The sequence below is a fragment of the Nioella sediminis genome (genome assembly GCF_001879695.1).
Taxonomy (GTDB): Bacteria; Pseudomonadota; Alphaproteobacteria; order Rhodobacterales; family Rhodobacteraceae; genus Nioella; species Nioella sediminis.
Genome location: NZ_MNBL01000023.1, coordinates 1 through 22,924, shown reverse-complemented (window position 1 = coordinate 22,924; position 22,924 = coordinate 1). Strand labels below are relative to the sequence as shown.

Here is a 22,924-nt window from a genome sequence, read left to right as displayed (position 1 = left end):
GGCGCTAGTGGGCGATGGTTTCCTGCTTGACGAAGAGGTTTTCCCAAGCCCGGTCCACCAGATCGGGGCGCATCTGGTAGGGGATGCCCTCGAACTCGCAGATCGCGATGATCTGATCCAGCAGGAACGGCGCGTGGTAGTTTGCGTAGATATTGTCCACCGTAGGGTATTTCTTCTTCAACAGGTGCAGCAGCGAGGCCTCGTCCAGCGGCACCTTCTTCTTCTTCGCGACCATGGCGAAAATCTTGAGGAATTCCGACTGGGTCGGCCCGTCGATCTTGACCTTGAAGAAGATCCGCCGGAGCGCCGCGCCGTCGAACAGGTCATTGGGGTGGAAGTTGGTCGAAAACACCACCAGCGTATCGAAGGGAACTTCGAATTTCTCGCCCGATTGCAGGGTCAGAATGTCGTAACCCACCTCCATCGGGACGATCCAGCGGTTGATCAGCGCCTGCGGCGGTTCTTCCTGGCGGCCAAGGTCGTCGACGATGAAGACGCCGCCGGTGGATTTCAGCTGCAGCGAGGCCTGATATGTGCGTGAGGTCTTGTTGTAGTTGAGATCGAGCATCGACAGCGATAGCTCGCCCCCCGTCATCACCGTGGGTCGCTTGCACATGATATAGCGCGTGTCGTAGCGGCTGGACTGGCGGCGCAGGCTGCTGCCCTCGGCTGTGGGCTGTGCCACGGGGGTGTGCACGATCGGGTCAAAGAGGGTGATGACCTGACCCGCATAGGAAATGGCGCGCGGCACGTAGATCGTATCGCCGAGGGCTGCGCGGATGCCTTCCGCGATGGAGGATTTGCCGTTGCCCGGCGGGCCATACATCAGCACCGACCGGCCGGAGCTGACGGCAGGGCCAAGCTGGTCGATCAGGCCGGGCGGCAGGATCAGATGCCCCATGGAGCCATTGAGCGCGTCGCGGGTTATCTGGACGTTCTTCACCGACTGGCGCTTGGTCTGCTCCTTGTAGGCCTCCAGCGGGATCGGCATGGCGCCGTAATATTCCGACTGCGACAGCGCATCGAGGGCGCGCGCCTTGCCCGCATCGGTCAGCTGATAGCCCATTTCCGAGGAAGACGTGGCATGCAGCGTGCCCATGGCCTGCAACAGCCCCATATCGCGCAGCATATCGACCAGGGCCTGCGTCAGCGGCATCGGCAGGCAGATCGCCTCGGCAATCGCGCTGGTCTGTTCGATGCTTTTGCGGAAGATGGTCTTCAGCAGGATGTCCCGCATCATCACCATCTGCAGCCCGGTATCTTCCAGCTTGCGCAGCATCGGCGGCGCAAAGGAGTTCATGTCAGCAGCTTGCATATTCATCGGGCGTTACCCTTTCGCCAGAAAATGCCCCCGGATCCGTCCTCTACCCCGTCTTGATTGCGGGGCTGTTAAGCCCCGCTGCCCATGGCGCCAAGCGCCAGGTAAACCACCAATGCCCCGGCCAGGGCGACGCCCATGGGGAAGAGCTTGCCCCGGTCCCACGACACCCAGTCAGGCGTTGCGCGGCGCACGGCGGGCACCATGCCGGCCCCCCGATGGGTGATCCAGGACCCGATCAGAACGGCCGCGAAGAGCGTCAGGAACAGCAGGTAATCGCCCGGTGCCACAAAGGGCGCCATGGCGGCGGCAAACTTGGAATCGCCCGCGCCCGCCAGCCCGATCGAGGTGATGATGAAGCCCGCGATCAGCACGATCACCAGTTGCGCAAGGCGCATGTACCAGGTGCTGAAGGCCATGACATCCATGGCGACCTGCGCCAGGCCGACCACAAGAAACACGCCCGCCAGCGACAGAACGCTGACATTGGGAATGCGCATCTCGCGCAGGTCCGACCAGGCGACCCAGATGCAGATCGGCAGGACGAAGGGAAGGAACCAGAGGGCTTCCATTTGGCTGATGGCAAGGGTCATGGTCGTCTCCTCAGCTCTGCAGCGTGCGAAGCGCACGGACGGCGGCTTCGAAATGTTGCGGGTGGGTGTCGATGGCGTCTTCCAGCAGGCCACGGCCGATATCCACGTCACCGCGGCGGATGGCTGCAATGGCCATGGTGTGCAGCAACTGTGCCCGTTCCACCTGGGTCATCTGCACCAGCGGCAGGGTGTACTGACCGCGAGAGGCGCGGGCGAGCACAAGGTTGTTCTTGGCGGTGAAGAGGTCGGGATCATAGTTGATCGCCTCGACGAACATCCGCTCTGCCGCGTCGAAATCGCCGCGCGTCAGGTAGGAAAAGCCCCAATTGTTCAGCACACCTGCAGGCCGCATGGTCAGGCCGACGGCGGTTTCATAGAAACTGTCGGCGCGGTCCCATTCCTCGTTGCTGTCTGCGATCATCGCTTCCAGCCGGTAGCGTTCATAGGTCTCGAAGGTGGGGGGCACGGCGTCGAGCTGCTGCTCGGCCTCTTCCCAGTCATTGGTTCGGATCAGGGCACCCGCATAGTCCACACGGTCCTGATCGGTGGCCTCGTCGCTGTTGACGACGGCCCGCCAGACGGTGACGCCCTCGGTGTGATGACCTGCGCGGATCAGGCTGGCGGCCAGCCCCCGGCGCAGGTCGATCCTGTCTGGATTTTCCCGGCTGGCGCGGCGGAAATAGGTCACCGCCTCATCGGGGTCGGCCGATGTCAGCATGATATCGTTGAGATTGGTTTCGTCGATGACGTTGACGCCGTCCAGCGCACGATCGACATCGGCAGACCGGGTCTGGTCGCAGGCTGCCAAGGCAAGCCCGACAGACACCACTGCCGTGATCCGGATAATAGGGCGCATTCGCTGCCTCTTGCTGCTCGTTCTTGCCCCGTTCATGGCGCGTAAAGCAGGAGGTATCGCCCCCCACCCCGACGCTCCAGGTCGAAGCTTTGATTTGTATGGTCTTGACTATAGCCCGGATTTTCCATTCGCGCGATAGCCAAGCGCAGGTTTTCGCGAATCGAGTCGCTTTCGCCACTGTCGAGCGCATAGGCCTGCCGGAAAACCTGCCGGGCTTCGCCGTATTCGCCCTGTTCCATCAGCACCACGCCGAGGTTGTTCCAGGCCGGGACGAAGTCGGGATCGACCTCGACCGCGCGGCGCAGAAGCTCTTCGGCTTGGCCAAGCCGCCCAAGTTGCAGGTTGGCCGACCCGAGCGAAGAGAGCGTCTCGCCGGTCATGCCCCGGTCACCGGCCGCACGCAGGTAACTGCGCAGGGCAAGGTCGTATTCGCCCGCCTCCATCAGCCGATGACCCACGATCAGAGGATCCACCCCGTCGCTGAGCACGTTGAGATCCTCGGGCGCGTCGAGCCCCTCGTTCAACGGCGCAAGCCGCGGCGAGGGTTCGCACGCGGCCAGACCGAGAACGGTCATGATTGCCAGTAATGTCTTGCCCCACCTCATGTCCGTCAGAAGCCTCCTCCTCCCGAAAGATTTTGTGCGATGCCGTAGACCGACGGGCCGATCAGGATGATCAGAAGCGGCGGCAGACAGAACATCATCGTGCCGAGCGTCAGTTTCGTCGGCAGCTTGTTGGCCTTTTCTTCGGCGCGCATCACGCGTTTGTCACGCATCTCTTCGGCATAGACCCGCAGTGCATCGGCGATCGAGGTGCCGAAGGTGGCCGACTGGATCAGCACGGTGACGAAGCTGTTCACGTCCTGCACGCCGCAGCGTTCGCCGAAATCGCGCAGCACCTTCACCTTGTCCTTGCCGGCCTTCATCTCGTAGGCGACGATCTCGAACTCGTCGGCCAGCGATTCAAACGACGGCCGGATTTCCTTGGCGACACGGATAATGGCCTGGTCCAGCGATTGACCCGCCTCGACGCAGACCAGCATCAGGTCGAGCGAGTCCGGGAAGCCCTGGGTGATTTCCTCTTCGCGCTTCTGCACGCGCTTGGTGACCCAGTATTTCGGCAGGTAATAGCCCACGGCACCGGGGATCAGCACGCTGAGAATGCTCTTTTGCGTACCCATGTCGGGGGCGATCAGCGTGTAGATCACGCCAAGCGCCAGAAACCCCATGCCAAGCGCGAATTGCGCGAAGTGGAAAGTCTGGACCGCGCCCTTGGACCGGTAGCCTGCCCGCATCAGGGTCAGCTGGATCTGGCTGAATTCTTCCTGGTTCTGCGGTTCAAGGAACTGGGCGAACTTGTCCAGCTTCTCGTTCTTGCCGCCGATGCGCAGCGCTTTCTGAACCTCTGGCGAAGTGCCCTCGCGGTTCATGTCGCGCAGCTTGGTCAGCGGGTCTTTCTTGCGGAAGACGATGGCGGAAAGACCCATGGCCACAAGCAGCAGCCCGAGAAAGCCGACCACGAACAGGGGTCCGAGCGGTCCGAGATAGCTGACGATAAGGTCGTTGATCTGGTTCATCTATCCGTTCCTCAGACCTTGATGTTGACCATCAGGCGCATGAAAAAGAAGTTCGCCGCCAGCATGACCGCCACCACGGCACAGGCCGGGATGAAAGCGGGGGTTTCCATGACTTCGGAATAATAGTCGGGCTGCATCACGTTGATGCCGATCAGCGCCAGCAACGGGAAGGCGGACAGGAACATACCCGACCACTTGGCCTCGGCGGTGATGGCCTTGACGCGGCGGAACAGCTTGAAACGGGCGCGGATCACCTTTGACAGGCCATTGAGGATCTCGGCAAGGTTGCCGCCCGATTTCTGCTGGATGCCGACGGCCACCGCCAGAAAGCGAAGATCCTGCATGTCCAGCCGTTCGGCCATCGCGGCGATGGCTTCGCTGACATCGCGGCCATAGGCGGCTTCGTCGGCGATGATGCCAAGCTCGGACCCAAGGGGGTCGGCAACCTCTTTTGAGACGGTGTTGATGGCCGATACGAACGGGTGGCCGACACGCAGGGACCGCACCAGCAGATCCACCGCGTCGGGCAATTGTTCCTCGATCATCGCAAGACGCTTCTTGGCCTTGGAGTTGACCCACATGAACACGCCGCCAATCCCCATGATCACCGAGACAAGCACCCGAATGGGCAGCGAGGCACCGGTCATCAATGTCAGCATGACAAAGGCGGCGATGCCGAGGGCGATCATGACCAGGATCAGCTGCTGCGGCGTGAAGGCGATGCTGGCTTTCTGCGCCTTGCTGGCGATCAGGGAGTAGAGCGGGATCGTGCGGGATCCGGTGTGCTGGTCCAGTTCCTTGCGCAGCTTGGCCAGAACGTCTTCGCGGTTGGCCCCCTTGTTGAGAAGGTCCAGACGACGATTGACGCGGGAATTCAGGCTGATCGACTTGCCGAAGACCATCAGGTAGATGCCTTCGACCAGCATCAGGATACCGACGAAGATGCCGATATAGATGAGCGGTTCGATACTCAGTTCCATGGCTGTCAGTCCCCCGCGGGTTCATAGATCGAGGCCGGCAGGTCGTAGCCCCACTGGCGGAAACGTTCGGAATAGTGCGACCGCACCCCGCAGGCGGTGAAACGGCCGATGATGGTGCCGTCGGGCTTGAGGCCGAGACGTTCGTAGCGGAACACCTCCTGCATCGAGATCACATCGCCTTCCATGCCGGTCACTTCCGTGATCGAGACCATGCGGCGGCTGCCGTCCTGAAGGCGGCTGGCCTGTACGATGAGGTTCACGGCGCTGGCGATCTGGCTGCGTACGGCCTTGATCGGCATCTCGATCCCGGCCATGGCGATCATGTTTTCAAGGCGGCTGACGCCATCGCGGGCACTGTTGGCGTGGATCGTGGTCATGGATCCGTCATGGCCGGTGTTCATGGCCTGCAACATGTCGATCACTTCCTCGCCGCGCGTTTCGCCGACGATGATCCGGTCAGGACGCATCCGCAGGGCGTTGCGCAGACAGTCGCGCTGCGTGACCGCGCCCTTGCCTTCCACGTTCGGCGGGCGGCTTTCCATCCGGCCCACATGTTCCTGCTGCAACTGAAGTTCTGCCGTGTCCTCGATCGTCAGGATACGTTCGGAATTGTCGATGAAGGACGACAACGCGTTGAGCGTGGTCGTTTTACCGGAGCCCGTCCCGCCCGACACGATCACATTGAGGCGCGTTGCGACGGCGGCCTGAAGGTAGGCGGCCATTTCCTCGTTGAAGGCGCCGAACTTGACCAGGTCGTCGATGCCGAGCTTGTCTTTCTTGAACTTACGAATGGAGACGAGCGAACCGTCCACCCCCACGGGCGGCACCATCGCGTTGAAACGCGAGCCGTCCTTCAGACGGGCGTCCACGTAAGGATTGGATTCATCGACGCGGCGGCCCACGGCGGACACGATCTTATCGATGATCCGCAGCAGGTGGCGTTCGTCCTTGAACCGGCAATCGGACTTTTGCAGTTTGCCCGCCCGTTCGATGAAGACATTGAAGGGGCCATTGATCAGAATATCGTTGACGGTGTCGTCTTTCAGAAGCGGCTCCAGCGGGCCGAGGCCCGTCACCTCGTCAAATAGCTCGGTCTGAAGGGTCTGACGGTCCTCGCGGTTCAGCACGACGCCCATATCGGTCAGCTCGTCATTGGTGATCGAGTTGATCTCGGCGCGCAGTTCGCTTTCCTTCGCCTTTTCCAGCGCGGACAGGTTTAGGTTGTCCAGCAGGCGCGAATGCATCTCGGTCTTGATTTCGTCAAGACGGGCACGGCGCTTGGCCTCCTTGTCGAGGGCGACAGGTTCCGCCGGGGCGGCGCTTGGCTTTGGCTTAGGCCTGCGCGCGATCTTTGGGGCCGCGTCGCCGGCAGCCGCCGGGCCGGGGGTTCCGGCACTTGGCTCCGGGTCCGTTGTCAGGGCCGGGTGAACGGGGCTGGCGGGGCCGTTTTTCTTGTAGCGGGAAAACATCTATCGCTCCTCAGCCTGCCGTTGCTTCGGCGCGGATTGCGTCATGCAGGGTTTTCGCCAGCTTGGCGATCTCCTTGCGCAGCGCATTTTTCTTCGCAAACAGGGCCAGCGGGGTCCCGTGATCGCAGGCCTGGGTGACCTGCTTGGTGCCATCGGGCAGTTGCGTGTTCAGCTCGATATTCAGGCTTTCCGCCAGGTGCTTGACGCGGCTCTTGCCGCTCATGTCGAGCCCCTTGGGTGCGCGATTCAGCACGTAATGGACCTTGTCGATCGGAAGGTCTTCGGCCTGCAATGCCTTGATGAAGCGCAGGGTGTTCTGGGCGGACCGCATGTCCAGTTCCAGCGTGGTAAAATAGACATCGGCCGCGTTCAGCACGGTTTCGGTCCATTGCACGATGGTGGTGGGCATGTCGACGATGACCACATCGAAGCATTCCTGCGCCAGTTTGATCAGCGCCTCCACTTCGGTCGGGCCGATCAGGTCGAGCGGCAGGATGTCGGCGGGCGCGGTAAAGACCGACAGCTTGCCGTCATAGGTCTGAAGCGCCTGCTTGAAGGCGTCCACATCCATGGACTGCGCCTCGGACAGCACTTCGAAGATCACTTCACGGCGTGTCAGGTCCAGATAGGTCGATGTCGAGCCGAATTGCAGGTCGAGGTCGATCAGGCAGACCGAAGGCGGGTTCTTCTTGTCCGCGGTTGCGATCTCCCATGCCAGGTTCACGGCCAGGGTGCTGGCGCCGGTGCCGCCCGCCATGCTTTGCACGGCGAAGACCACGCGGTCGCCCATGCTGGTGGTGGGCGTGCGGATCTGGGCCGGGGCCTGCGGTTCTGCCGGTGTGGCGGTTTGCGGTGCAACAGCAGCTGCGGGCGCGGGCGCGGCCGGTTCAGCGGCCGGGGCTTCCGCGATGGACTGACCCGCGCGAATCCGTTCCACCGACTGGTGGAAGGCCATTTCCGGCAGCGGGTAGGGTACGAAATCATCGGTGCCCGCGTTCAGCAGGCGGTGCAGGATCGGCGGGCTGACGTCCTCAGCGATCAGGATGACCTTCACGCCCTTGGACTTGGCCTGTTCGATCACCCGGATGATCAGCTCGATATCCTGCTCATCCTCGTCATCGACAGCCACGGCGACGAATTCAAGGTCGTCCGCCTCCGGCTGCACGAAGAAGGCTTGTGCCTCCATGAAATTTAGGTCGCCCCAGGCTTCGCCCAGTTCGGCCTCTATATCGTCGATCAGCAAATCAAACGTCTGAACGTCGCGGGCAATGGTGCATGCCACGATCGGTGCAGGAGTCGATTTCAGCGCAAGGCCTCCACTCATCGTTTATACCCCGGAATGCCCGGATTTGTCCGGGTCGGTTGTCGTTTCGGTCGCGGCAGAAGTGCTGCTTACCGGAAGGTCAGGCTTGATTCCCGCTCGATCAGGACCTCGCCACTCTGCCTCCGATGTTCTGTGTGGCCCTCAAGTTGGGCAACAATACGACCAAAAAACCGAAACTATTGGGTATTTACCCGAGGTTGCGCGGTTGCGAGGGCGATCAGTCGCCGCCCCCGGTGCGCGGTCCGGCATAGGCGCGATAGACGATATCGGCGTAGCGCCCGTCCAGCACCAATGGGTCGTTCTGCACGAAACCGCTGACCTCGGTGACCGTCCGGCGATTGCGCAGCTCGCGGTCCTGGGTGGCGACAAGCGGTTGGGTTTCCCCAAGCGAAACAAGGGCGTCCAGGCGGCTGCGGGCAATGCCCTGGCTGACAAGGTAGTTCACGGCAGCCTGTGCGCGGCGACGGCCAAGGCTGTGGTTATAGGCGTCGGACCCGACCAGATCGGTATGGCCATAGACGCTGAACCGCACCTCGGGGAATTGCAGGATCCACTGGGCCTGCTGGCGCAGAACGGCACGGGACTGGGAATCGAGCGCGGCGCTGTTGAAGGCGAAGTTGATCGTTGTGGGGACTTCCTGCGCGAAGCGGGTCGACAGCTCCTCGACATAGGATCGCTGCCCGGTCATCACCAGAACGTTGTTCATGGTCGGGTCGCCAAAGCCGCCCTCATCCATGAAGCTGCCTGCCTCGCCCACATTGCGGATGCGGTCACAGCCGGTCAGCGCAAGCGCCGCGACACCGGCCAGAAGGAGTGTTTTCATCGGGATTCCCATGGTCTTACTCCATCACATAGCCGTAGGAGCCGCCGAAATCCTGTTGCGCGACATCGCCTGCGGGGGTGCCCGCATCAGGCACGCGCCCGGCGGTGAGGCCAAGCAGGAACAGCTCGTTTTCCGTGGGAATGCGGATGCGGTCGGTTGGCAGCGCCAGCGCCTCGCCCCGCGTGGGCGACACCAGATGCGCGCTGACGATGATCACCAGTTCCGATTGTTCGCGCTGATAGCTGGCACTGCGGAACAGCGCGCCCAGAACCGGGATATCGCCAAGCCACGGCACCTGGCCGATGGAATCGCGGAAGTCGTCCTGCAACAGCCCGGCGATGGCAAAGCTTTCCCCGTCACGCATTTCCACCGTGGTCGAGGCTGACCGGGTGCGCAGGCCGGGAACGCCGTTCACCGTCGGAACGAGCGTGTCGATGGCCGAAACCTCGGCTGACAGTTGCAGGTTGATGGTTTCATCCGAAACAACGGTCGGGGTGAAGTTCATCACCACGCCGAAGGGGCGGAACTCGACGGAGACACCGTTTTCCGTTTGAACCGGAACAGCGAATTCGCCACCCGCGTTGAAGGTCGCGGTCGCGCCGGACAGGGCGCTGAGGCTGGGTTCTGCCAGCGTGCGGACCACGCCGTTGGCTTCCAGCGCTTCCAGCATGACCGAGAGTTGCAGACTGTTGGTGCCAAAGCTGACCCCGAGCGCGCCGTTGCGGCCGGTGGTGTTCGGAGCAAGCGTTTGACCGACGCCGAACGTGGCCGGACCCGTGACATTGGCGCCACCCGTTCCAAGGGTCGCGCCACCGTCTCCGCCGAAGACCGAGCCGGCAATGCCAAGCGAGGCCCCAAGCTCGCGGCTGACGCTGCGCGACATTTCGGCGAAGCGGACCCGCAGCATGACCTGCTGGCTGCCGCCGACCATCATCATGTTGGAGACCCGGCCCGGCGCATAACGGCTGGCCAGTTCAAGCGCCCGGTCCAGCACCTGACCGGAGGACACGGTTCCGGAAAGCACGATGCCGTCATTGGCGGTGCGCACCTCGATCTCTTCGTTTGGCAGGATCTCTTGCAGGCGTTCACGGAACTCGGCCAGATCGGGCACCACCTGGATCTCGACATTGGCGATCAACTGCCCCTCGATGCTGAGCAGCGTCATCGTGGTGCGACCCGGCGCGCGGCCAAGCACGTAGATCGTGCGTTCGGACAGCGTGGCGATATCGGCGATGTTGGGGTTCGCGACGGAAAGCTCGGCAAACAGCGCCTCGCTTTCGACCACAACGGCCCGGTTCATCGGCACGCGCAGCGTTGCGGACGTGGCCCCTTCCAACACGCGGAGGGCCTGTGAATGCGAACTCGTCGGTATCGATACGACCAGCGCACATCCCACAAGGACGGCGCAGATTTGGCGCAAAATGCTCATTGTGATCCTGCCTCTCTGATCACGTTTTCGGGTGGGCTCTGACGGCCCCTTTCGGTGCACAATGCCCGAAAACGCTTTCTGGCGCAAGAATCAGCATCTTGCAGGCCGATATTCATGTTGTCGGGAAAGCACGATGGCCCAGTCTTGGGCCGAAACGGCAAACGGCCCCCAAGATGATGGGGGCCGAAAGACGGTATCGGGTGGATCAGTTGGTGCACGGAACCTGGGTCACGATGACCTCTGCCCCGCGACGGTTGCGGACGGTGCAGATCCGCGGGCCGGTTTCGACGGGGTTGTCGGGCACCCCGAGCAGGGTATCCTGCGTGATCTCGATCGTGTCCGATTGCGTGTCATCGCGGACACCGACCAGCGCCAGCGTCAGGCTGCCCGTCGCCTGTGCCTGGGCCAGCGCCGCGATCTGGTCCGGCGGTGCTTCGACCGTGATGGTGCGCGCAATGGTCGGGTTGTTGCGATCCTGGTCATCCGTCTGGTCGATGGCGATGATTTGCAGCGACGCCTGGATGAGGCGTGTCACGTTCTCTCCGCGCGCGACGCCGGTCCAGTAGACGTCCACCCGGTCGCCGGGACGCAGGAAACCGGACACACCGCTGGCCACGTCGACGCGCAGCGCGAAAGCGCGCATGCCGCGTTCCAGCCGCGAGGCGACGCCGGCATCCTCGCCCGGGGCGGTCACTTTCGAGACCAGAACGGGTTCGTTGCGTTCCATCACGCGCAAGACGGTGCGCGGTTCATCGGAGTCCGCCGGGAAAAGGTCCTCGGCGCTTGTGAACGCGCCGAACGGAACGAATTCCTCGGGCCACTCGATGGCCCGCACATCCTGCGGTCGCAACTGTTCACCATAGCGAACCTGCCGCGTCACGACATAGACGGTGGTTGTCGGCACGATTTCGCCCCGCTGCGATTCCAGCGCGGCCTGGTATTGCGTGAAACGGTCCTTCGCCACGTAGACCGCAAAGCCCGCGAGGCCAATGCCTATGATAAGGACAAGTCCGAATATGACTCGCATGCTACTGCCCCTCGATTTGTTCTGCCTGGCATGCCGGTCAGTGCCGACATGCTCTCATCTGGCTGATCCTTGCAAAGAAATTGGGCAAAAGAATGGTCGGCTCTCGACCATCTGTCGGCACGGATCGCGGCCCGGGGGGCCGTCCAGCGGCCCCTCAGGCGGGCGCAGGGCGCCTTAGTCGGTCGTGGTCGTGGTCGTGGAAGTCGACGTGCTGCTGGAGAACCCGGCAGTCACATGGTCGGCTTCCAGCTGTGTCTGGATATCGCCGGACAGATTTTCAAGACCGCTCGACACAACCGAGATCACGGCCAGGCCGAGGCCGACCAGCGCAGCGGTCAGAACGACCCAGTCAACGGTGACGGCACCCGATTCGTCGGACAGAAAAGACATAAGGGATTTCATGGACATGGCGTGCTCCTGCTTTGCCTTGTGTGGGGTAGCCCGCAAGTGGGCGGGTAAGCAGCGCATTCTGTCGCGAACCCTCTGAGGGGCAGGGGGACTATGGCCCCCCGGACAGGGCAGAAACAAGGCAGAGCAGGGACAGTGCGACGCCAAATCCCTAAAGATCTAGGCGATTTTGACCGGTTCCGCCTGGCAGGGAGGAACCGAAGGCATCAGTTGAATTCTTCGACGATATGGTCGCGTTCCAACTGGGTGCGAATTTCGTTGGACAGGTCTTCCAGACCGGCAGCAACGGTGTTGGTCACGGCAAGGCCGACACCGACCATGGCAGCGGTCAGCACGACCCAATCGACGGTGACGACACCGGATTCACAAAGGGCAAACGATTTCAGGCGGGCAATTGCACGCATGGCAGATCCTCCAGGGTTTAAGGGATGTGGCAGCATCCCGAGCAGACCATGGCAAGATCGCGGCGAACTGAGGCGAAAATGCGGCAGAAATGCGCAATTATGGACAAAATGCGGCAGTAATTGGGAAACAGAAAACCCCGATCGTCACTGATCCGGAAACGCGAAAGGGGCCACGCACATGGCGTAGCCCCTTAAAGAATTATATGTATCAGCGACTTAGTCGGCTGCGGCCGGGAAGGCGGTGGTGATGTGGCCGGTTTCCAGCTGCGTCTGGATATCGCCGGACAGGTCCTGCACGCCAGCGGACACGACGGCCATGACGGCGAGGCCCAGGCCCACGATGGCAGCGGTCAGCACGACCCAGTCAACAGTCACGGCACCGGATTCGGAATTCAGGAAGGTCTTGATCATTGTCTTGCTCCAGGTTTCTCAAGTGTTGCCCTCGGGTCTCTGCCCTTCAGGATGAGTGCAATATCTCGTTCAATCGGGGCGCGAATTGGGCGGTGAAAAGAAATTATCGGGATTTTAATAAAGCTGAATTCAAGCATTGCGCGGTTTCCCCAACTCTGAGTGATCGCGGTTTTTCAGCAGGTGGAGGCGCAAGGCCGCCCCGCTCAGTTCATGTTCATGTGGGAGGTGAGTTCTTCGGAAATGGCACTCAGCCCGCTTTCCATGACCGTCATCACCGATAGTCCGAGACCGACCATGAGTGCGGTAATCAAGACCCAGTCAACGGTCGCGCCACCGGATTCGGAGATCATGAATGTTCTGTACATCTGCTCGTTCCTTCTTGTTTTGTCGGCGCCCCACCAAGGCCGGGACCTGCAATCGTCGCAGGCCCCTTCCCCCTGGAGCAGGTCAAGGAGGCTGTTCAAACGGGGCGGGAATGCGTCTGTTTTGCGGAGGTTGGTTGTCGCCGTCAGTTAATAAGAGAGTGGCATGACCAATTGGATTACTCCGTCATTCCAAACGGGTATGTCGACTTGACCCAAAGAGAGCGGCGCAGGGCCTCGGCTTTCTTTCGGATAGGAAGTCGGGCATGATGCTCTTAGAAAAAAGAATGATCAAACGGGCGGTGACATGGGTATTCGCAAGGTGATTCTGGGGGTGGTTCTTGCGGTTTGCCTGCAGCCGGGGCAGGACGTGCGGGCGCAAGAGGCAGCAGACGAGGCCGCGCCGCCGCCGTTTCCAGCGTTCACCTTTCGCCGGGTCACAGCGCCGACACCGGGACAAACGGGCCCCCGGATCAACATCCAGATCGGGGATCGTGCGTCGGAAGACCCGGTGGAGACAGCCTCGGCCATGCCCGCACCGCAGCAGGGCGCGTCGGGCGAGGCAGACTGGTTCTGGCAGGAAATCCCGGCGGGGCGCGATTTCAGCGCCGGGCGGTATCAGGCGGTCATGCAGCTGCTGTCCACCGCGCCCGAAGCTGGCAGCCTGCCGATCGCCCGGGCCGAGACTTTGCTGGCCATGGCCGAGGCGCATGGCCCCCGTATCATGCAAGAAACCATAGGCACCAGCGTGTCACCGGCCCTGGTGCTGGCGGTGATGGCGGTGGAATCGCGCGGTGATACGGTGGCCGAAAGCAGCGCCGGGGCGCGGGGCCTGATGCAGTTGATCCCCGCCACCGCCGAACGGTTCGGTGTGACGGATGTGTTCGACGCGGATCAGAATATCGCCGGCGGGATTGCCTATCTGGACTGGCTGATGGCTGAGTTCGACCGTGACCCGGTCCTGGTCCTTGCCGGGTACAATGCGGGCGAGGGGGCGGTGCGCGGCGCCAATGGCGTGCCGGATTACCGTGAAACCCGCGACTATGTTCCGCGCATCATGGCCACCTGGATACTGGCCCGGGCGCTCTGCGTGACGCCGCCGGAACTGGTGACGGATGGCTGTGTGTTCCGCACGATGGTGGCGTCAAACGGCTAGCGGATGCCAATTCGCGCGTAATCCATTATAATGGTGTGCATTGGGTCCAGCCATTGCCTGCCATATTAAGGAGCCGCCACATGGTCCGCGCCGCCGCTATTCTACTCTTCCTCTTCATTGCCCCCGCCGCCATGGCGCAATCCTGGTGTTCAAATGGGTCTCTGAACGCCACCGAACAGACGATCTGTTCCACCCCCGATCTAGGCTGGCGCGATCAGGAACTGGAACAGGCCTACGCCGCCGTGCGCCATATCCAGGGCGTGCAGTCCGCTCAACAGGCCTGGCTGGCAGAGCGAAACGGCTGTGGATGGGATGTCGCCTGCATCCGCGCGGCCTATGACTACCGCATCGCGGTGCTTCAGGGGATGGCCGGGGGAGCAGGGGCCGGGGGCGGCAAATACCCGCAACAGCCTGCACCGCCGCAGCAAGCCAACTATCCCGGCTGGTGTTCCGAAGGGTCCCTTAACGCGGCGGAGCGGACAATCTGCTCCTATCCCGACCTTGGCCAGATGGATCTCTATATGGCCGAACTCTACGCGCAGGTGCGTCACTATCCCGGCATCGTGTCAGAGCAGCAAGGCTGGCTGAGCGGGCGCAATGCATGCCATTCGGACTACCCTTGCCTTTACGCCGCCTATTCCGACCGGATTCAGGAGTTGCAACTGCGCTACGGGGCGAACTGACGAAAAAAAACGCCGCCCATTTGGGGCGGCGCTCTCAGTCTCTATAGAGGACAGCGTCAACCGACGATGGTCGCCTCGGTTGCGGCGCGCAGGTCATCCTCGGTCACGCCATCGGCGCATTCGACGATCTTGAGCCCGCCCTCGACCACGTCGAGCACGCCGAGATTGGTGATGATCCGGTCCACCACGCCCTTGCCAGTGAGCGGCAGGGTGCAGGCCTTCAGCACCTTGGAGTCGCCGTGCTTGTTGGTGTGGTCCATCACGACCACCACACGGCCCACGCCCGCCACAAGGTCCATCGCGCCGCCCATGCCCTTGACCAGCTTGCCGGGGATCATCCAGTTCGCCAGATCGCCGTTTTCGGCCACTTCCATCGCGCCGAGGATCGCCGCAGCGATCTTGCCGCCCCGGATCATGCCGAAGCTGGTGGCGCTGTCGAAATAGGAGGTGCGGCTAAGCTCCGTGATCGTCTGCTTGCCCGCGTTGATCAGGTCGGGGTCTTCCTCGCCCTCATAGGGGAAGGGGCCCATCCCGAGCATGCCGTTCTCGGATTGAAGCGTGATGTCCTTGTCGCCCACGTAGTTGGCCACCAGCGTCGGGATGCCGATGCCGAGGTTCACATACATGCCGTCTTCGAGTTCCTCTGCCGCGCGCGCGGCCATCTGGTTACGGTCCCAGGGCATTATGCTTCCTCCCGCTTGCGCGTGGTGCGCTGTTCGATGCGTTTCTCATGCTCGCCCTGGATCAGGCGGTGCACGTAGATGCCGGGCAGATGGATGAGGTCGGGGTCGAGCGACCCGCGCGGGACGATTTCCTCGACCTCGGCGATGCAGATCTTGCCGCACATGGCCGCGGGCGGGTTGAAGTTGCGTGCGGTCTTGCGGAAGACGAGGTTACCGGTGTCATCGGCCTTCCACGCCTTGACGATAGACAAGTCCGCGAAGATGCCCTCTTCGAGGATGTAATCCTCGCCGCCGAACTGCTTCACCTCCTTGCCCTCGGCGATCACGGTGCCGACGCCGGTCTTGGTGTAGAAACCGGGGATGCCCGCACCACCGGCGCGCATGCGCTCGGCCAGGGTGCCCTGCGGGTTGAATTCCAGCTCCAGCTCGCCTGACAGGTACTGGCGCATGAACTCCGCGTTCTCGCCCACATAGGACGACATCATCTTCCTGATCTGGCGCGTATCGAGCAGCTTGCCCAACCCGAACCCGTCAACGCCCGCATTGTTCGAGGCGACCGTCAGGTCCTTGACGCCCGATTTCACGATCCCGTCGATCAGCAGCTCGGGGATGCCACACAGGCCAAACCCCCCGGCGGCAATCAGCATCCCGTCGAAGAGAACGCCCTCCAGCGCCTCATCGGCAGAGCCATATACTTTCTTCATGGATTCACTCCCGTAGAATTCCTCGGCTGAACCTGCCGCGCGCCGTGGGAGAGAGTCAACGCGCCCCGGCAGCACAGCGGTCGATCCCTCTGCAATACGCAAAAACACCCCCCGGGCAACAGAATTTCCGGGGGGTAGGTATTTCTACGCAGGCACGGGGGACGCTCAGACAGGCAGGGCGTCAGCCTCGTATTGGGCGGCGAACTCGGCGCTTGGCGGGATCGGCTTGATCACGTCGATCAGCACGCCATTGGGGTCGGCAGTGATGAAATGGCGCTGTCCAAAAGCTTCATCGCAGATCGGTTTCAGCATCGGCAGGCCAGCGGCGGCAAGCCGGTCATGCACCGCATCCACATCCGCAACTTCGAAATTCAGGATCACCCCGCGCGTTACCCCGCGACCGGCCTCGGGGATGGTTTCGTGTTGGCCGTCCAGAATGGCAAGGTTAACGCGTGGATCAGAGGTGGATTGCAGATGGACATACCAATCGGCGGCAAACATCGGCTGAAAGTCAAAATGCGCCTGATAGAAGGCGGCAGTGCCCGCAACATCCGTGGTTTGCAGGACAGGGTAATACTGGGTCGTGTTCATGCTTGTCTCTCCACTTAAAAACATACACTCTGTATGTATATGAGCTCAATAAACATACAGGCTGTATGTATGCAAGAAGAAAAATCCAGAATCCCGAATTCCGACCGCAGAGCGGCCATGCGTGCGCGTCTGCTGGCCTCGGCCCGGCGGCTCTTTGTTGAAAAGGGCTATGCGGAAACGTCTACTCCCGAGATCGTCAAAGACGCCGGGGTGACGCGCGGGGCGCTGTATCATCACTTCGATGACAAGTCGGCGCTCTTTGACGCCCTGATCTGCGCCGAAGCCGAATCGCTTGCCACCGATATAGAGGCGGCCGCGCTTGGCAGTTCAGGCGATCCGATGCAGGCGGGTGCTGAGGCGTTCTTCGCGGCCATGTCCCATCCGGGCAGGGCCCGGCTGCTGCTTGTTGACGGTCCTGCGGCGCTTGGACAGGCGCGGATGGATGAGATTGATGCAGGCAATGGCCGCAGGACCCTGCGCGACGGGCTGGCCGCCGCTCGTCCCGATCTGACGCAAGATGACCTGGATGCCTTGTCGCTGCTCTTGTCCGCCGCGTTCGACCGCGCCGCACAGGCCATCGCGGAGGGGGCGGATCAGGCACCGCTGCTGGCGGGTATTCTGAACCTGATCACCGGCGTGACACGGGCCTAGTTCGCGATCAGCGCGTCCTCCATCTCGGCCAGCAGGACCGAACAGTAATTCTCGAAGCGCGGTCCCGGCTGGCGGGCGTTGAACGTGTCCAGCATCGGATCGGGCGCGGTGATGCGGCTGCCGGACAGCTCCTGAATGACCGCATGGCCGCAGAAGGGCACATAGGCTTCCAGATAGCCGCCCTCATGCACCAGCACCAGTCGCCCGTCGCACAGCAGCGCGGCGGCTTCCTTGACCATTGTGGTCATCAGCCGGAAGGTCTCGGAGGTCGCCAGCATCCGGGACAGGGGGTCGAGCGCGGCCGCGTCATAGCCGCAGGCCACGATGATCACATCGGGCTGAAAATCGGCCAGCGCCGGGATCACCAGCCGCTCCATCGCCTCCAGATAGGTATTGTGCCCGGCCCCGGCAGGCAGCGGGATGTTGAGGTTGAACCCGTCACCGGCACCCGACCCGCGATCGTCGAAATCGCCGGTATCGAGCGGGTAGTTGCGTTCCTGGTGGAGAGAGATCGTCAGCACGTCGTCACGGTCGTAGAAAATCGCCTCGGTCCCGTTGCCGTGATGCACATCCCAATCCAGCACCGCGACCCGGTCAACCATGCCCGCTGCAAAGGCGGCCTCCACGGCGATGGCGATATTGGCGAGCAGGCAAAACCCGTTGGGGAAATCCGGCAGGCAGTGATGCCCGGGCGGGCGCGACAGCGCATAGGCATTGTCGATCTCGCCACGCAGCGTGGCAAAGAGCGCCTCCTTGGCCAGCCCTGCCGAGACCTTTGCGATCTCGTAGCCGCCCGGTCCGAACGGCGTGCGCAGGCCCAGTTCGCCACCGCCCGCGTCGGACATCTCCCGAAACGCTGTCAGATAGCTTTGCGGATGCACGCGGAGCAGGTCTTCCTCGGTGACCATCGCGGCGTGACGCACGTCAAGCTCCCGGATCAGGCCCGTCACCTCCAGCAGGTTCTTGAGCCGCCGCTTGGTTTCCGGGTTTTCGGGCAGGCCGCCCGGTAACGGTTGCACCAGGCCCCCAACCGGCAGCATCATCGCGTAGTTGCCGCCCGCGTGCCAGAAACAGCGTTCGTCCCAGAAAAACCCCGTGGCCATGTCGTTCCTCGCTTGCTTTCCCCGGGCAGAGTGGCGGCAGTCTCGACCGCGCGCAAGCATTTGCAGGGGGGTGGTGGTTCGGGGCGGCCAAAAAATCTTCAAGAAGATTTTTCGGTGATGAAAAAGCTTCTTGAAGCTTTTTGAGAGTGTGAAGAATTGTCTGGAAAATTCTTCTTGGCGGGGACAAAGACAGCCATGGCCCGAACAATCCCCGATCTCAGCGCCCTTGCTTTGCCCGGTGCCCGCATCGCCCTGCGCGTGACCCCCAAGGCATCCCGCAATGCCGTGGTTCCGGCGGAAACGGCGGGCGATCCCCTGCGAGTCTATGTCACCACCGCGCCAGACGGCGGAAAGGCCAATGCCGCCGTGCTGAAACTGTTGGCCAAGGCGTTCGGGCTGCCGAAATCGCGGCTGACCATCGTGCAGGGCGAAACCGGGCGGGACAAGCTGATCGAAATCGGCTGAGCCTTGCCCCATCGCGCCTAATCTGTTGGGATCATCTCATGACCGACCCGACCGATGCAGATCTGGCCAAACGCTACCGTCCCCTGCTGCACCAGGAACGCGCGGCACTTCAGCAATCCTCTGACGCAACCGCAGAGGGACGCAAGCCGGTGGAACTGGATCAGACCAGTATCGGGCGGCTGTCAAGGCAGGATGCCTTGCAGGGGCAGGCCATGGCCTCAGCGCTGGAGGCGCGCCGCCACGGCCGCCTTCGGGCCATCGCGGCGGCCCTCGCGCGGATGGAGGAGGGCGACTTTGGCTGGTGCGAGGATTGCGGCGACTTCATCGGAGTCCCGCGTCTGGACGTGGACCCTTGCGTGGTGCGCTGCGTATCCTGTGCCTCTTAGGCGAGCCAATGCGCCAGATCGCGCCCGGTCTGATCCTGCAACACGGCGATGTCCGCCCTGTAATAGTCTTTCAGCTTCTCTCTCAGGGCGTCTGACAGGACCGGCATGCTGTCCCATCCGAGGCGTTTGAACATGGCCTCTTTGTCATTGGCCCTGAAACGCGCCTTTCTCGGGGGGACATCGCAGTCGAGACCGAGATCGGTCATAACACCGGCCAGAAAGGCCGGCTGATTGGCCACCAGATCATCATAGAAATAGACCCGCAAGCCCGGAACGTGCTGTCGCCAGTGGGTCAGGATCGCGCCATACATCCCGTAAGCCAGCATGTTGAATGACGGATCCAGATCGGTGATCTCAGCAGAGTGGGGCAAGCGGCGGCGCATCATGTGGTGCGTATACGCGCTCAGGTAACGATCTACAGGGTTGCGCAGGACAGCGAGGGTTTCGATGCCGGGCAAGTGCCGCGCCACGCGGGCGGCCACGTCTATGCCCGCGTCAGGCAGGCTGAAATAGCCCGGAGTGGATTCGAACCGATACACATGCGCGGGATCGTCAGGAAAGGCGTTCGCATATTCTTCCAGACGGTCTTCGAAATCCGGCAGCAGCAGGAAGTTCAATTCCTTGAAACGTCCGTTCGCCCCGAACCGGGCAGATCTCATCAGGGCTTTGTGCAGCCATGTCGTGCCGCTTTTCTGGGCCCCGACAATCAGCAGGTTAGGCAATGGCATTCGGAAAATCGTCCCGGCTCAATAAAGATCAGGTCTTGCTGCTTTCCGCCGGGATGGCCCGAATGCGGTAGATGCCTTCGGGCAGGTCCAGCGCGGCGGCAAGGTCCCGCAATTGCGTGTCGGACAGGGTGATTTTCTGAACGCTGTCGGTATGCGGGTCATATTGTTCGAGAGTCACGCATTCCTCGAAGGCGGAGATCGTCAGATCCTCCTCCAGCGGGGCAGCGCCCTCGTCGACCAGGGTAATGACGGTCGCGTCGAAATCGTGCTCGATGGTAAACATGGGATCAGAGTAGTGCGCCACGCGCAGCTTGCCTAGCCCGATTGCCCGAAATTGCAGCGCCTATGCTTGATCTGAGTCAATGTCACGTCCCGGCAGATGCGCGACCCTCGGGGCAGGCCGCAGTGTTGTCAGGCGGCCCCGTTGCAGGAGATTGCGGATGCCCGGACGCAAAACGATCGAGGAGCATGAACGGCTTATGGGCCAGATGGCTGATCGCCTTGGCGTGGATCTGGACGAGGCCGAGTTGCGTGGCGATCTTGCCCCGGAACAGCGTCGCGATATGGTGCTGAGCTGTACCAACTGCACCTCGCCCGAGGAATGCGGCAAGTGGCTGGAAAGCCACGACAAAGCTGAGGACACCCCGTCCTATTGCCGCAATGGCGCGGCGTTGACGGACCTGCGTGACAGCTGAATTCCCCACCTGCCAAGGATCGTAACGATGACCCATCCGCTCGGCGATATCCGCCACCATTTCATGCTGTCGCAATCCATGGCAAAGGTCATCGGGGCCGATCTGGCGCATGCGGTGCATGAGGGCAGGCTCTCTCAGCAAGATTGGTCCGATGCAGTTACGCGCTGCCGGGGATGTGACTGGGCGCAGGCCTGCGAGGACTGGCTTGTGGCGCAAGGAGAGGCTGACGCGGCCGCCCCCGCCACCTGCGCCAATGCTGCCCTGTTTCGGCGGCTGGCAAGCTGATCTTTTTTCGATGACATCGGTGGCAATCCCGGCCTAACCTGTTGAAAACAGGGGGGATGGGGATGCTGAAACGGGAATGGCGACGGCTGGTGAATCGCTGTGTCTGGTCCTGGGCGGGGTGGAAGAATGCCTGGGAGAATGAGCCGAGCCTGAAATTCTGGACGGCCATGAATGTTCCGAGCGCGGGTTTGGCGCTTTGGTTGCCGCTAAGTCGCGGGGAAACCATGATAATCCTCATGGGCGGTGTCCTGATCCTGGCGGCGGAGCTGCTGAACACGTCGATTGAGCGGACGGTGGATTATATCTCGACAGATCAAGATGTTAGGGCGCGGGACGCCAAGGATGTGGGCAGCGCGGGCGTGGCGATGACGGCGGTGGCCGTGGGGGTTGCGTGGCTTGTCGTTTTGTTTGGATGACGCTATCCCTTTGATGAGGAAGGGAAATCCATGCGGCAGATCGAGAATGTGATCAGTGACCGGGGGTCGAAATACGCTGTTTCGGGCGGGCCTGCGGCCAGCCGTGAGGAGGTGGATGAATTCCTCAAATCATTGAAAAAGAAGAAGAAATACGCCAAGGCCACGCATAATTCATGGGCCGTGCTGCTGCCGGACGGGCCGCTCAAATCCGATGACGGGGAAAGCGGTGCGGGCAATATCATCCTCAAGATGTTGGAGGGCGAAGGGCTGCACTCGCATCTTGTAGTGGTCACCCGCTGGTATGGCGGCAAACATCTGGGCGGCGACCGCTTTCGCCACGTGGCCGATGCCTGCCGCGCCTATTTCGCACAAGAATAGGGGGGTGCCGGGCGTACACCCCCTGTACACCCCCCGTACACCCCCCGTGCAGACAGATCGGGGTCAGAGCTTTGAATGCGACCCGTCGCAAAGCGGCTGGCGCGAAGAGTGCTTGCAGCCGCAGAAGAACACCTTGCCGGTCTTCTCGGCGGTGTATTTCACCGGGCTGAAATCGCTGCCCTTGTGAGAGCCGTCACAGAAAGGCTGCCGCTGGCTCTGCCCGCAGGCGCACCAGAAGTAATTCTTGCCTTCCTCCACCTCGATGGGGAAGGGGGCGGTCTGGGCGATCTTTGGGGCGTCGGTCATTGTGGCTCTCCTGTTGGTTGGCTGTCGTGTTACGTGACCCGGCAAGGCGGGCAAAGTCCATAAGCTCGGCCTGTGCGGCAGGGCAGGGGCGATGTGCGGTCAGGGTCCACGGGGTCTACGGATCGGCGCGCCCCTGACGGCGCCGGTGCAGCGCATAGAGCGCCGGGGCGGCAGCGTGGCGATAGGCCCGATCCGCCAGCCAATGGACACCCGGCAGCCCGGTGATCCGCGCCAGCCAGCGCCAGCCCGGCAGATGCGACCAGAGCAGGCGGAAGGCCTCGAGCCCCTCATGCCGCTGGCCATCCTGTTCGACGCGGAAACTGCGCGCGGCACTGTCGGGGGTAAGGGACCATTCGGCGGCTTGTTCCAGCCCGTCGACATGCAGCGCCACCCCCGCGCGGTCCGCCTGCCGCGCATAGGCCGCAACCTCGCGCGCGCAGATCGGGCATGTGTCATTGTGCAAAACTTTTATCATGAGCGGCAGGTAGCGCGGGGGGTGGTGAGGGCAAGGGCGGTGTCCCGGCGCGGAACCAAGGCGAAGCCGCCGCGCCATCGTCATGCGGGACGCATGCCTACGGCATGACGCGCCCCCGGCGGAGGCGATTTGGGTGGGGCTTGGGAAGACGGGTGAGGTCGTCCGGGTGTGGCGGGGATTAAGCGCGTTGATCGGAGGTCCAGATCGCCCCCGCGCGCGTTGGAGGTGGCGGTTGGAGT

The 22,924-nt window shown here is 62.3% G+C and carries 32 protein-coding genes; 9 read left to right on the top strand and 23 right to left on the bottom strand.

All coding sequences use genetic code 11. The features are described 5' to 3' along the window. Nucleotides 1-4 precede the first annotated feature (4 nt). The 15 genes from BKY26_RS02635 to BKY26_RS20400 all read right to left on the bottom strand — a co-directional run bounded on the left by BKY26_RS02635 (nucleotide 5) and on the right by BKY26_RS20400 (nucleotide 12,983). On the bottom strand, nucleotides 5-1,321 hold the full coding sequence (locus BKY26_RS02635) for an ATPase (RefSeq protein ID WP_071688849.1): 1,317 nt from the start codon (nucleotides 1,319-1,321) through the stop codon (nucleotides 5-7). A 68-nt stretch (nucleotides 1,322-1,389) separates the two neighbouring features. Beyond that, on the bottom strand, nucleotides 1,390-1,911 hold the full coding sequence (locus BKY26_RS02630) for a prepilin peptidase (RefSeq protein WP_071688848.1): 522 nt from the start codon (nucleotides 1,909-1,911) through the stop codon (nucleotides 1,390-1,392). Between the two features lie 10 nt (nucleotides 1,912-1,921). Then, nucleotides 1,922-2,767, bottom strand: coding sequence for a tetratricopeptide repeat protein (locus BKY26_RS02625; RefSeq protein ID WP_071688847.1), 846 nt, complete (start codon nucleotides 2,765-2,767; stop codon nucleotides 1,922-1,924). A 32-nt stretch (nucleotides 2,768-2,799) separates the two neighbouring features. After that, nucleotides 2,800-3,342 (bottom strand): tetratricopeptide repeat protein, encoded by a 543-nt coding sequence (locus BKY26_RS02620; RefSeq protein ID WP_245764417.1) that lies wholly within the window; start codon nucleotides 3,340-3,342, stop codon nucleotides 2,800-2,802. A gap of 35 nt (nucleotides 3,343-3,377) precedes the next feature. Next, on the bottom strand, nucleotides 3,378-4,343 hold the full coding sequence (locus BKY26_RS02615; RefSeq protein WP_071688845.1) for a type II secretion system F family protein: 966 nt from the start codon (nucleotides 4,341-4,343) through the stop codon (nucleotides 3,378-3,380). 11 nt (nucleotides 4,344-4,354) lie between these two features. Further along, a complete protein-coding gene (locus BKY26_RS02610; RefSeq protein WP_071688844.1) occupies nucleotides 4,355-5,323 on the bottom strand; it encodes a type II secretion system F family protein in 969 nt (322 codons plus the stop codon). A gap of 5 nt (nucleotides 5,324-5,328) precedes the next feature. After that, nucleotides 5,329-6,792, bottom strand: a complete 1,464-nt coding sequence (locus BKY26_RS02605) for a TadA family conjugal transfer-associated ATPase (RefSeq protein WP_071688843.1) — start codon at nucleotides 6,790-6,792, stop codon at nucleotides 5,329-5,331. A 10-nt stretch (nucleotides 6,793-6,802) separates the two neighbouring features. Continuing rightward, on the bottom strand, nucleotides 6,803-8,116 hold the full coding sequence (locus tag BKY26_RS02600; RefSeq protein WP_071688842.1) for a CpaE/TadZ family protein: 1,314 nt from the start codon (nucleotides 8,114-8,116) through the stop codon (nucleotides 6,803-6,805). Nucleotides 8,117-8,333: 217 nt separating this feature from the next. Further along, a complete protein-coding gene (locus BKY26_RS02595; protein ID WP_071688867.1) occupies nucleotides 8,334-8,939 on the bottom strand; it encodes an OmpA family protein in 606 nt (201 codons plus the stop codon). Nucleotides 8,940-8,955: 16 nt separating this feature from the next. Beyond that, entirely contained in the window at nucleotides 8,956-10,368 is a 1,413-nt protein-coding gene (locus BKY26_RS02590) for a type II and III secretion system protein family protein (RefSeq protein WP_071688841.1), read from the bottom strand. 205 nt (nucleotides 10,369-10,573) lie between these two features. Then, nucleotides 10,574-11,395, bottom strand: a complete 822-nt coding sequence (gene cpaB, locus BKY26_RS02585) for a Flp pilus assembly protein CpaB (RefSeq protein ID WP_071688840.1) — start codon at nucleotides 11,393-11,395, stop codon at nucleotides 10,574-10,576. Nucleotides 11,396-11,569: 174 nt separating this feature from the next. After that, nucleotides 11,570-11,803, bottom strand: coding sequence for a pilus assembly protein (locus BKY26_RS02580; protein ID WP_131541749.1), 234 nt, complete (start codon nucleotides 11,801-11,803; stop codon nucleotides 11,570-11,572). 206 nt (nucleotides 11,804-12,009) lie between these two features. Continuing rightward, nucleotides 12,010-12,207 carry a hypothetical protein gene (locus BKY26_RS02575; RefSeq protein ID WP_071688839.1) on the bottom strand — a complete coding sequence of 66 codons (198 nt, stop codon included), beginning with the start codon at nucleotides 12,205-12,207 and terminating at the stop codon, nucleotides 12,010-12,012. 216 nt (nucleotides 12,208-12,423) lie between these two features. Beyond that, the gene (locus BKY26_RS02570; RefSeq protein ID WP_071688838.1) at nucleotides 12,424-12,618 is read right to left on the bottom strand and encodes a pilus assembly protein; all 195 of its coding nucleotides are present in this window, start codon (nucleotides 12,616-12,618) and stop codon (nucleotides 12,424-12,426) included. A gap of 203 nt (nucleotides 12,619-12,821) precedes the next feature. Then, the gene (locus tag BKY26_RS20400; protein ID WP_169829059.1) at nucleotides 12,822-12,983 is read right to left on the bottom strand and encodes a hypothetical protein; all 162 of its coding nucleotides are present in this window, start codon (nucleotides 12,981-12,983) and stop codon (nucleotides 12,822-12,824) included. 304 nt (nucleotides 12,984-13,287) lie between these two features. Here BKY26_RS20400 and BKY26_RS02565 point away from each other — a divergent pair, with 304 nt between their 5' ends. Both BKY26_RS02565 and BKY26_RS02560 read left to right on the top strand, forming a co-directional pair. Next, nucleotides 13,288-14,136: a lytic transglycosylase domain-containing protein gene (locus tag BKY26_RS02565; protein ID WP_083431290.1), complete on the top strand. Its 849-nt coding sequence runs from the start codon at nucleotides 13,288-13,290 to the stop codon at nucleotides 14,134-14,136. Between the two features lie 80 nt (nucleotides 14,137-14,216). After that, nucleotides 14,217-14,819 carry a lysozyme inhibitor LprI family protein gene (locus BKY26_RS02560; RefSeq protein WP_071688837.1) on the top strand — a complete coding sequence of 201 codons (603 nt, stop codon included), beginning with the start codon at nucleotides 14,217-14,219 and terminating at the stop codon, nucleotides 14,817-14,819. Nucleotides 14,820-14,875: 56 nt separating this feature from the next. Here BKY26_RS02560 and BKY26_RS02555 read toward each other — a convergent pair whose 3' ends face one another. The 3 genes from BKY26_RS02555 to BKY26_RS02545 form a co-directional block, all read right to left on the bottom strand. Beyond that, the gene (locus tag BKY26_RS02555) at nucleotides 14,876-15,502 is read right to left on the bottom strand and encodes a 3-oxoacid CoA-transferase subunit B (RefSeq protein ID WP_071688836.1); all 627 of its coding nucleotides are present in this window, start codon (nucleotides 15,500-15,502) and stop codon (nucleotides 14,876-14,878) included. Next, nucleotides 15,502-16,206, bottom strand: coding sequence for a CoA transferase subunit A (locus tag BKY26_RS02550; RefSeq protein WP_071688835.1), 705 nt, complete (start codon nucleotides 16,204-16,206; stop codon nucleotides 15,502-15,504). The genes BKY26_RS02555 and BKY26_RS02550 overlap by 1 nt, the downstream gene beginning before the upstream one ends. A 165-nt stretch (nucleotides 16,207-16,371) precedes the next feature. Continuing rightward, nucleotides 16,372-16,797: a VOC family protein gene (locus BKY26_RS02545; protein WP_071688834.1), complete on the bottom strand. Its 426-nt coding sequence runs from the start codon at nucleotides 16,795-16,797 to the stop codon at nucleotides 16,372-16,374. A gap of 117 nt (nucleotides 16,798-16,914) precedes the next feature. Between BKY26_RS02545 and BKY26_RS02540 the strand changes: the two genes are divergently transcribed. After that, nucleotides 16,915-17,448 carry a TetR/AcrR family transcriptional regulator gene (locus BKY26_RS02540; protein WP_227434895.1) on the top strand — a complete coding sequence of 178 codons (534 nt, stop codon included), beginning with the start codon at nucleotides 16,915-16,917 and terminating at the stop codon, nucleotides 17,446-17,448. On the opposite strand, the gene BKY26_RS02535 is transcribed toward BKY26_RS02540, so the two are convergent. Further along, complete coding sequence (locus tag BKY26_RS02535; RefSeq protein ID WP_071688832.1) at nucleotides 17,445-18,551, bottom strand: class II histone deacetylase; 1,107 nt, start codon at nucleotides 18,549-18,551, stop codon at nucleotides 17,445-17,447. The two genes, BKY26_RS02540 and BKY26_RS02535, sit on opposite strands and share 4 nt — an antisense overlap. A gap of 195 nt (nucleotides 18,552-18,746) precedes the next feature. Here BKY26_RS02535 and BKY26_RS02530 point away from each other — a divergent pair, with 195 nt between their 5' ends. Together BKY26_RS02530 and BKY26_RS02525 are read left to right on the top strand one after the other, a co-directional pair. Beyond that, the gene (locus BKY26_RS02530; RefSeq protein ID WP_071688831.1) at nucleotides 18,747-19,016 is read left to right on the top strand and encodes a DUF167 domain-containing protein; all 270 of its coding nucleotides are present in this window, start codon (nucleotides 18,747-18,749) and stop codon (nucleotides 19,014-19,016) included. A 38-nt stretch (nucleotides 19,017-19,054) separates the two neighbouring features. Then, a complete protein-coding gene (locus BKY26_RS02525) occupies nucleotides 19,055-19,402 on the top strand; it encodes a TraR/DksA family transcriptional regulator (protein WP_071688830.1) in 348 nt (115 codons plus the stop codon). Here the strand turns inward: BKY26_RS02525 and BKY26_RS02520 are convergent. Together BKY26_RS02520 and BKY26_RS02515 are read right to left on the bottom strand one after the other, a co-directional pair. Beyond that, complete coding sequence (locus BKY26_RS02520; protein WP_071688829.1) at nucleotides 19,399-20,130, bottom strand: sulfotransferase domain-containing protein; 732 nt, start codon at nucleotides 20,128-20,130, stop codon at nucleotides 19,399-19,401. The genes BKY26_RS02525 and BKY26_RS02520 overlap by 4 nt on opposite strands. 28 nt (nucleotides 20,131-20,158) lie before the next feature. Then, complete coding sequence (locus BKY26_RS02515; protein WP_071688828.1) at nucleotides 20,159-20,413, bottom strand: hypothetical protein; 255 nt, start codon at nucleotides 20,411-20,413, stop codon at nucleotides 20,159-20,161. Between the two features lie 157 nt (nucleotides 20,414-20,570). Between BKY26_RS02515 and BKY26_RS02510 the strand changes: the two genes are divergently transcribed. The 4 genes from BKY26_RS02510 to BKY26_RS02495 are packed head-to-tail and all read left to right on the top strand — an operon-like array spanning nucleotide 20,571 to nucleotide 21,904. Beyond that, a complete protein-coding gene (locus tag BKY26_RS02510; RefSeq protein ID WP_071688827.1) occupies nucleotides 20,571-20,825 on the top strand; it encodes a DUF6455 family protein in 255 nt (84 codons plus the stop codon). Between the two features lie 27 nt (nucleotides 20,826-20,852). Further along, complete coding sequence (locus BKY26_RS02505; protein WP_071688826.1) at nucleotides 20,853-21,110, top strand: DUF6455 family protein; 258 nt, start codon at nucleotides 20,853-20,855, stop codon at nucleotides 21,108-21,110. Between the two features lie 56 nt (nucleotides 21,111-21,166). Continuing rightward, complete coding sequence (locus tag BKY26_RS02500) at nucleotides 21,167-21,526, top strand: diacylglycerol kinase (RefSeq protein ID WP_071688825.1); 360 nt, start codon at nucleotides 21,167-21,169, stop codon at nucleotides 21,524-21,526. A gap of 30 nt (nucleotides 21,527-21,556) precedes the next feature. Further along, nucleotides 21,557-21,904 carry a YigZ family protein gene (locus BKY26_RS02495; RefSeq protein WP_071688824.1) on the top strand — a complete coding sequence of 116 codons (348 nt, stop codon included), beginning with the start codon at nucleotides 21,557-21,559 and terminating at the stop codon, nucleotides 21,902-21,904. A gap of 63 nt (nucleotides 21,905-21,967) precedes the next feature. Here BKY26_RS02495 and BKY26_RS02490 read toward each other — a convergent pair whose 3' ends face one another. Continuing rightward, complete coding sequence (locus BKY26_RS02490) at nucleotides 21,968-22,210, bottom strand: CDGSH iron-sulfur domain-containing protein (RefSeq protein ID WP_071688823.1); 243 nt, start codon at nucleotides 22,208-22,210, stop codon at nucleotides 21,968-21,970. 115 nt (nucleotides 22,211-22,325) lie between these two features. Beyond that, a complete protein-coding gene (locus BKY26_RS02485; protein WP_071688822.1) occupies nucleotides 22,326-22,685 on the bottom strand; it encodes a thiol-disulfide oxidoreductase DCC family protein in 360 nt (119 codons plus the stop codon). Nucleotides 22,686-22,924 lie beyond the last annotated feature (239 nt).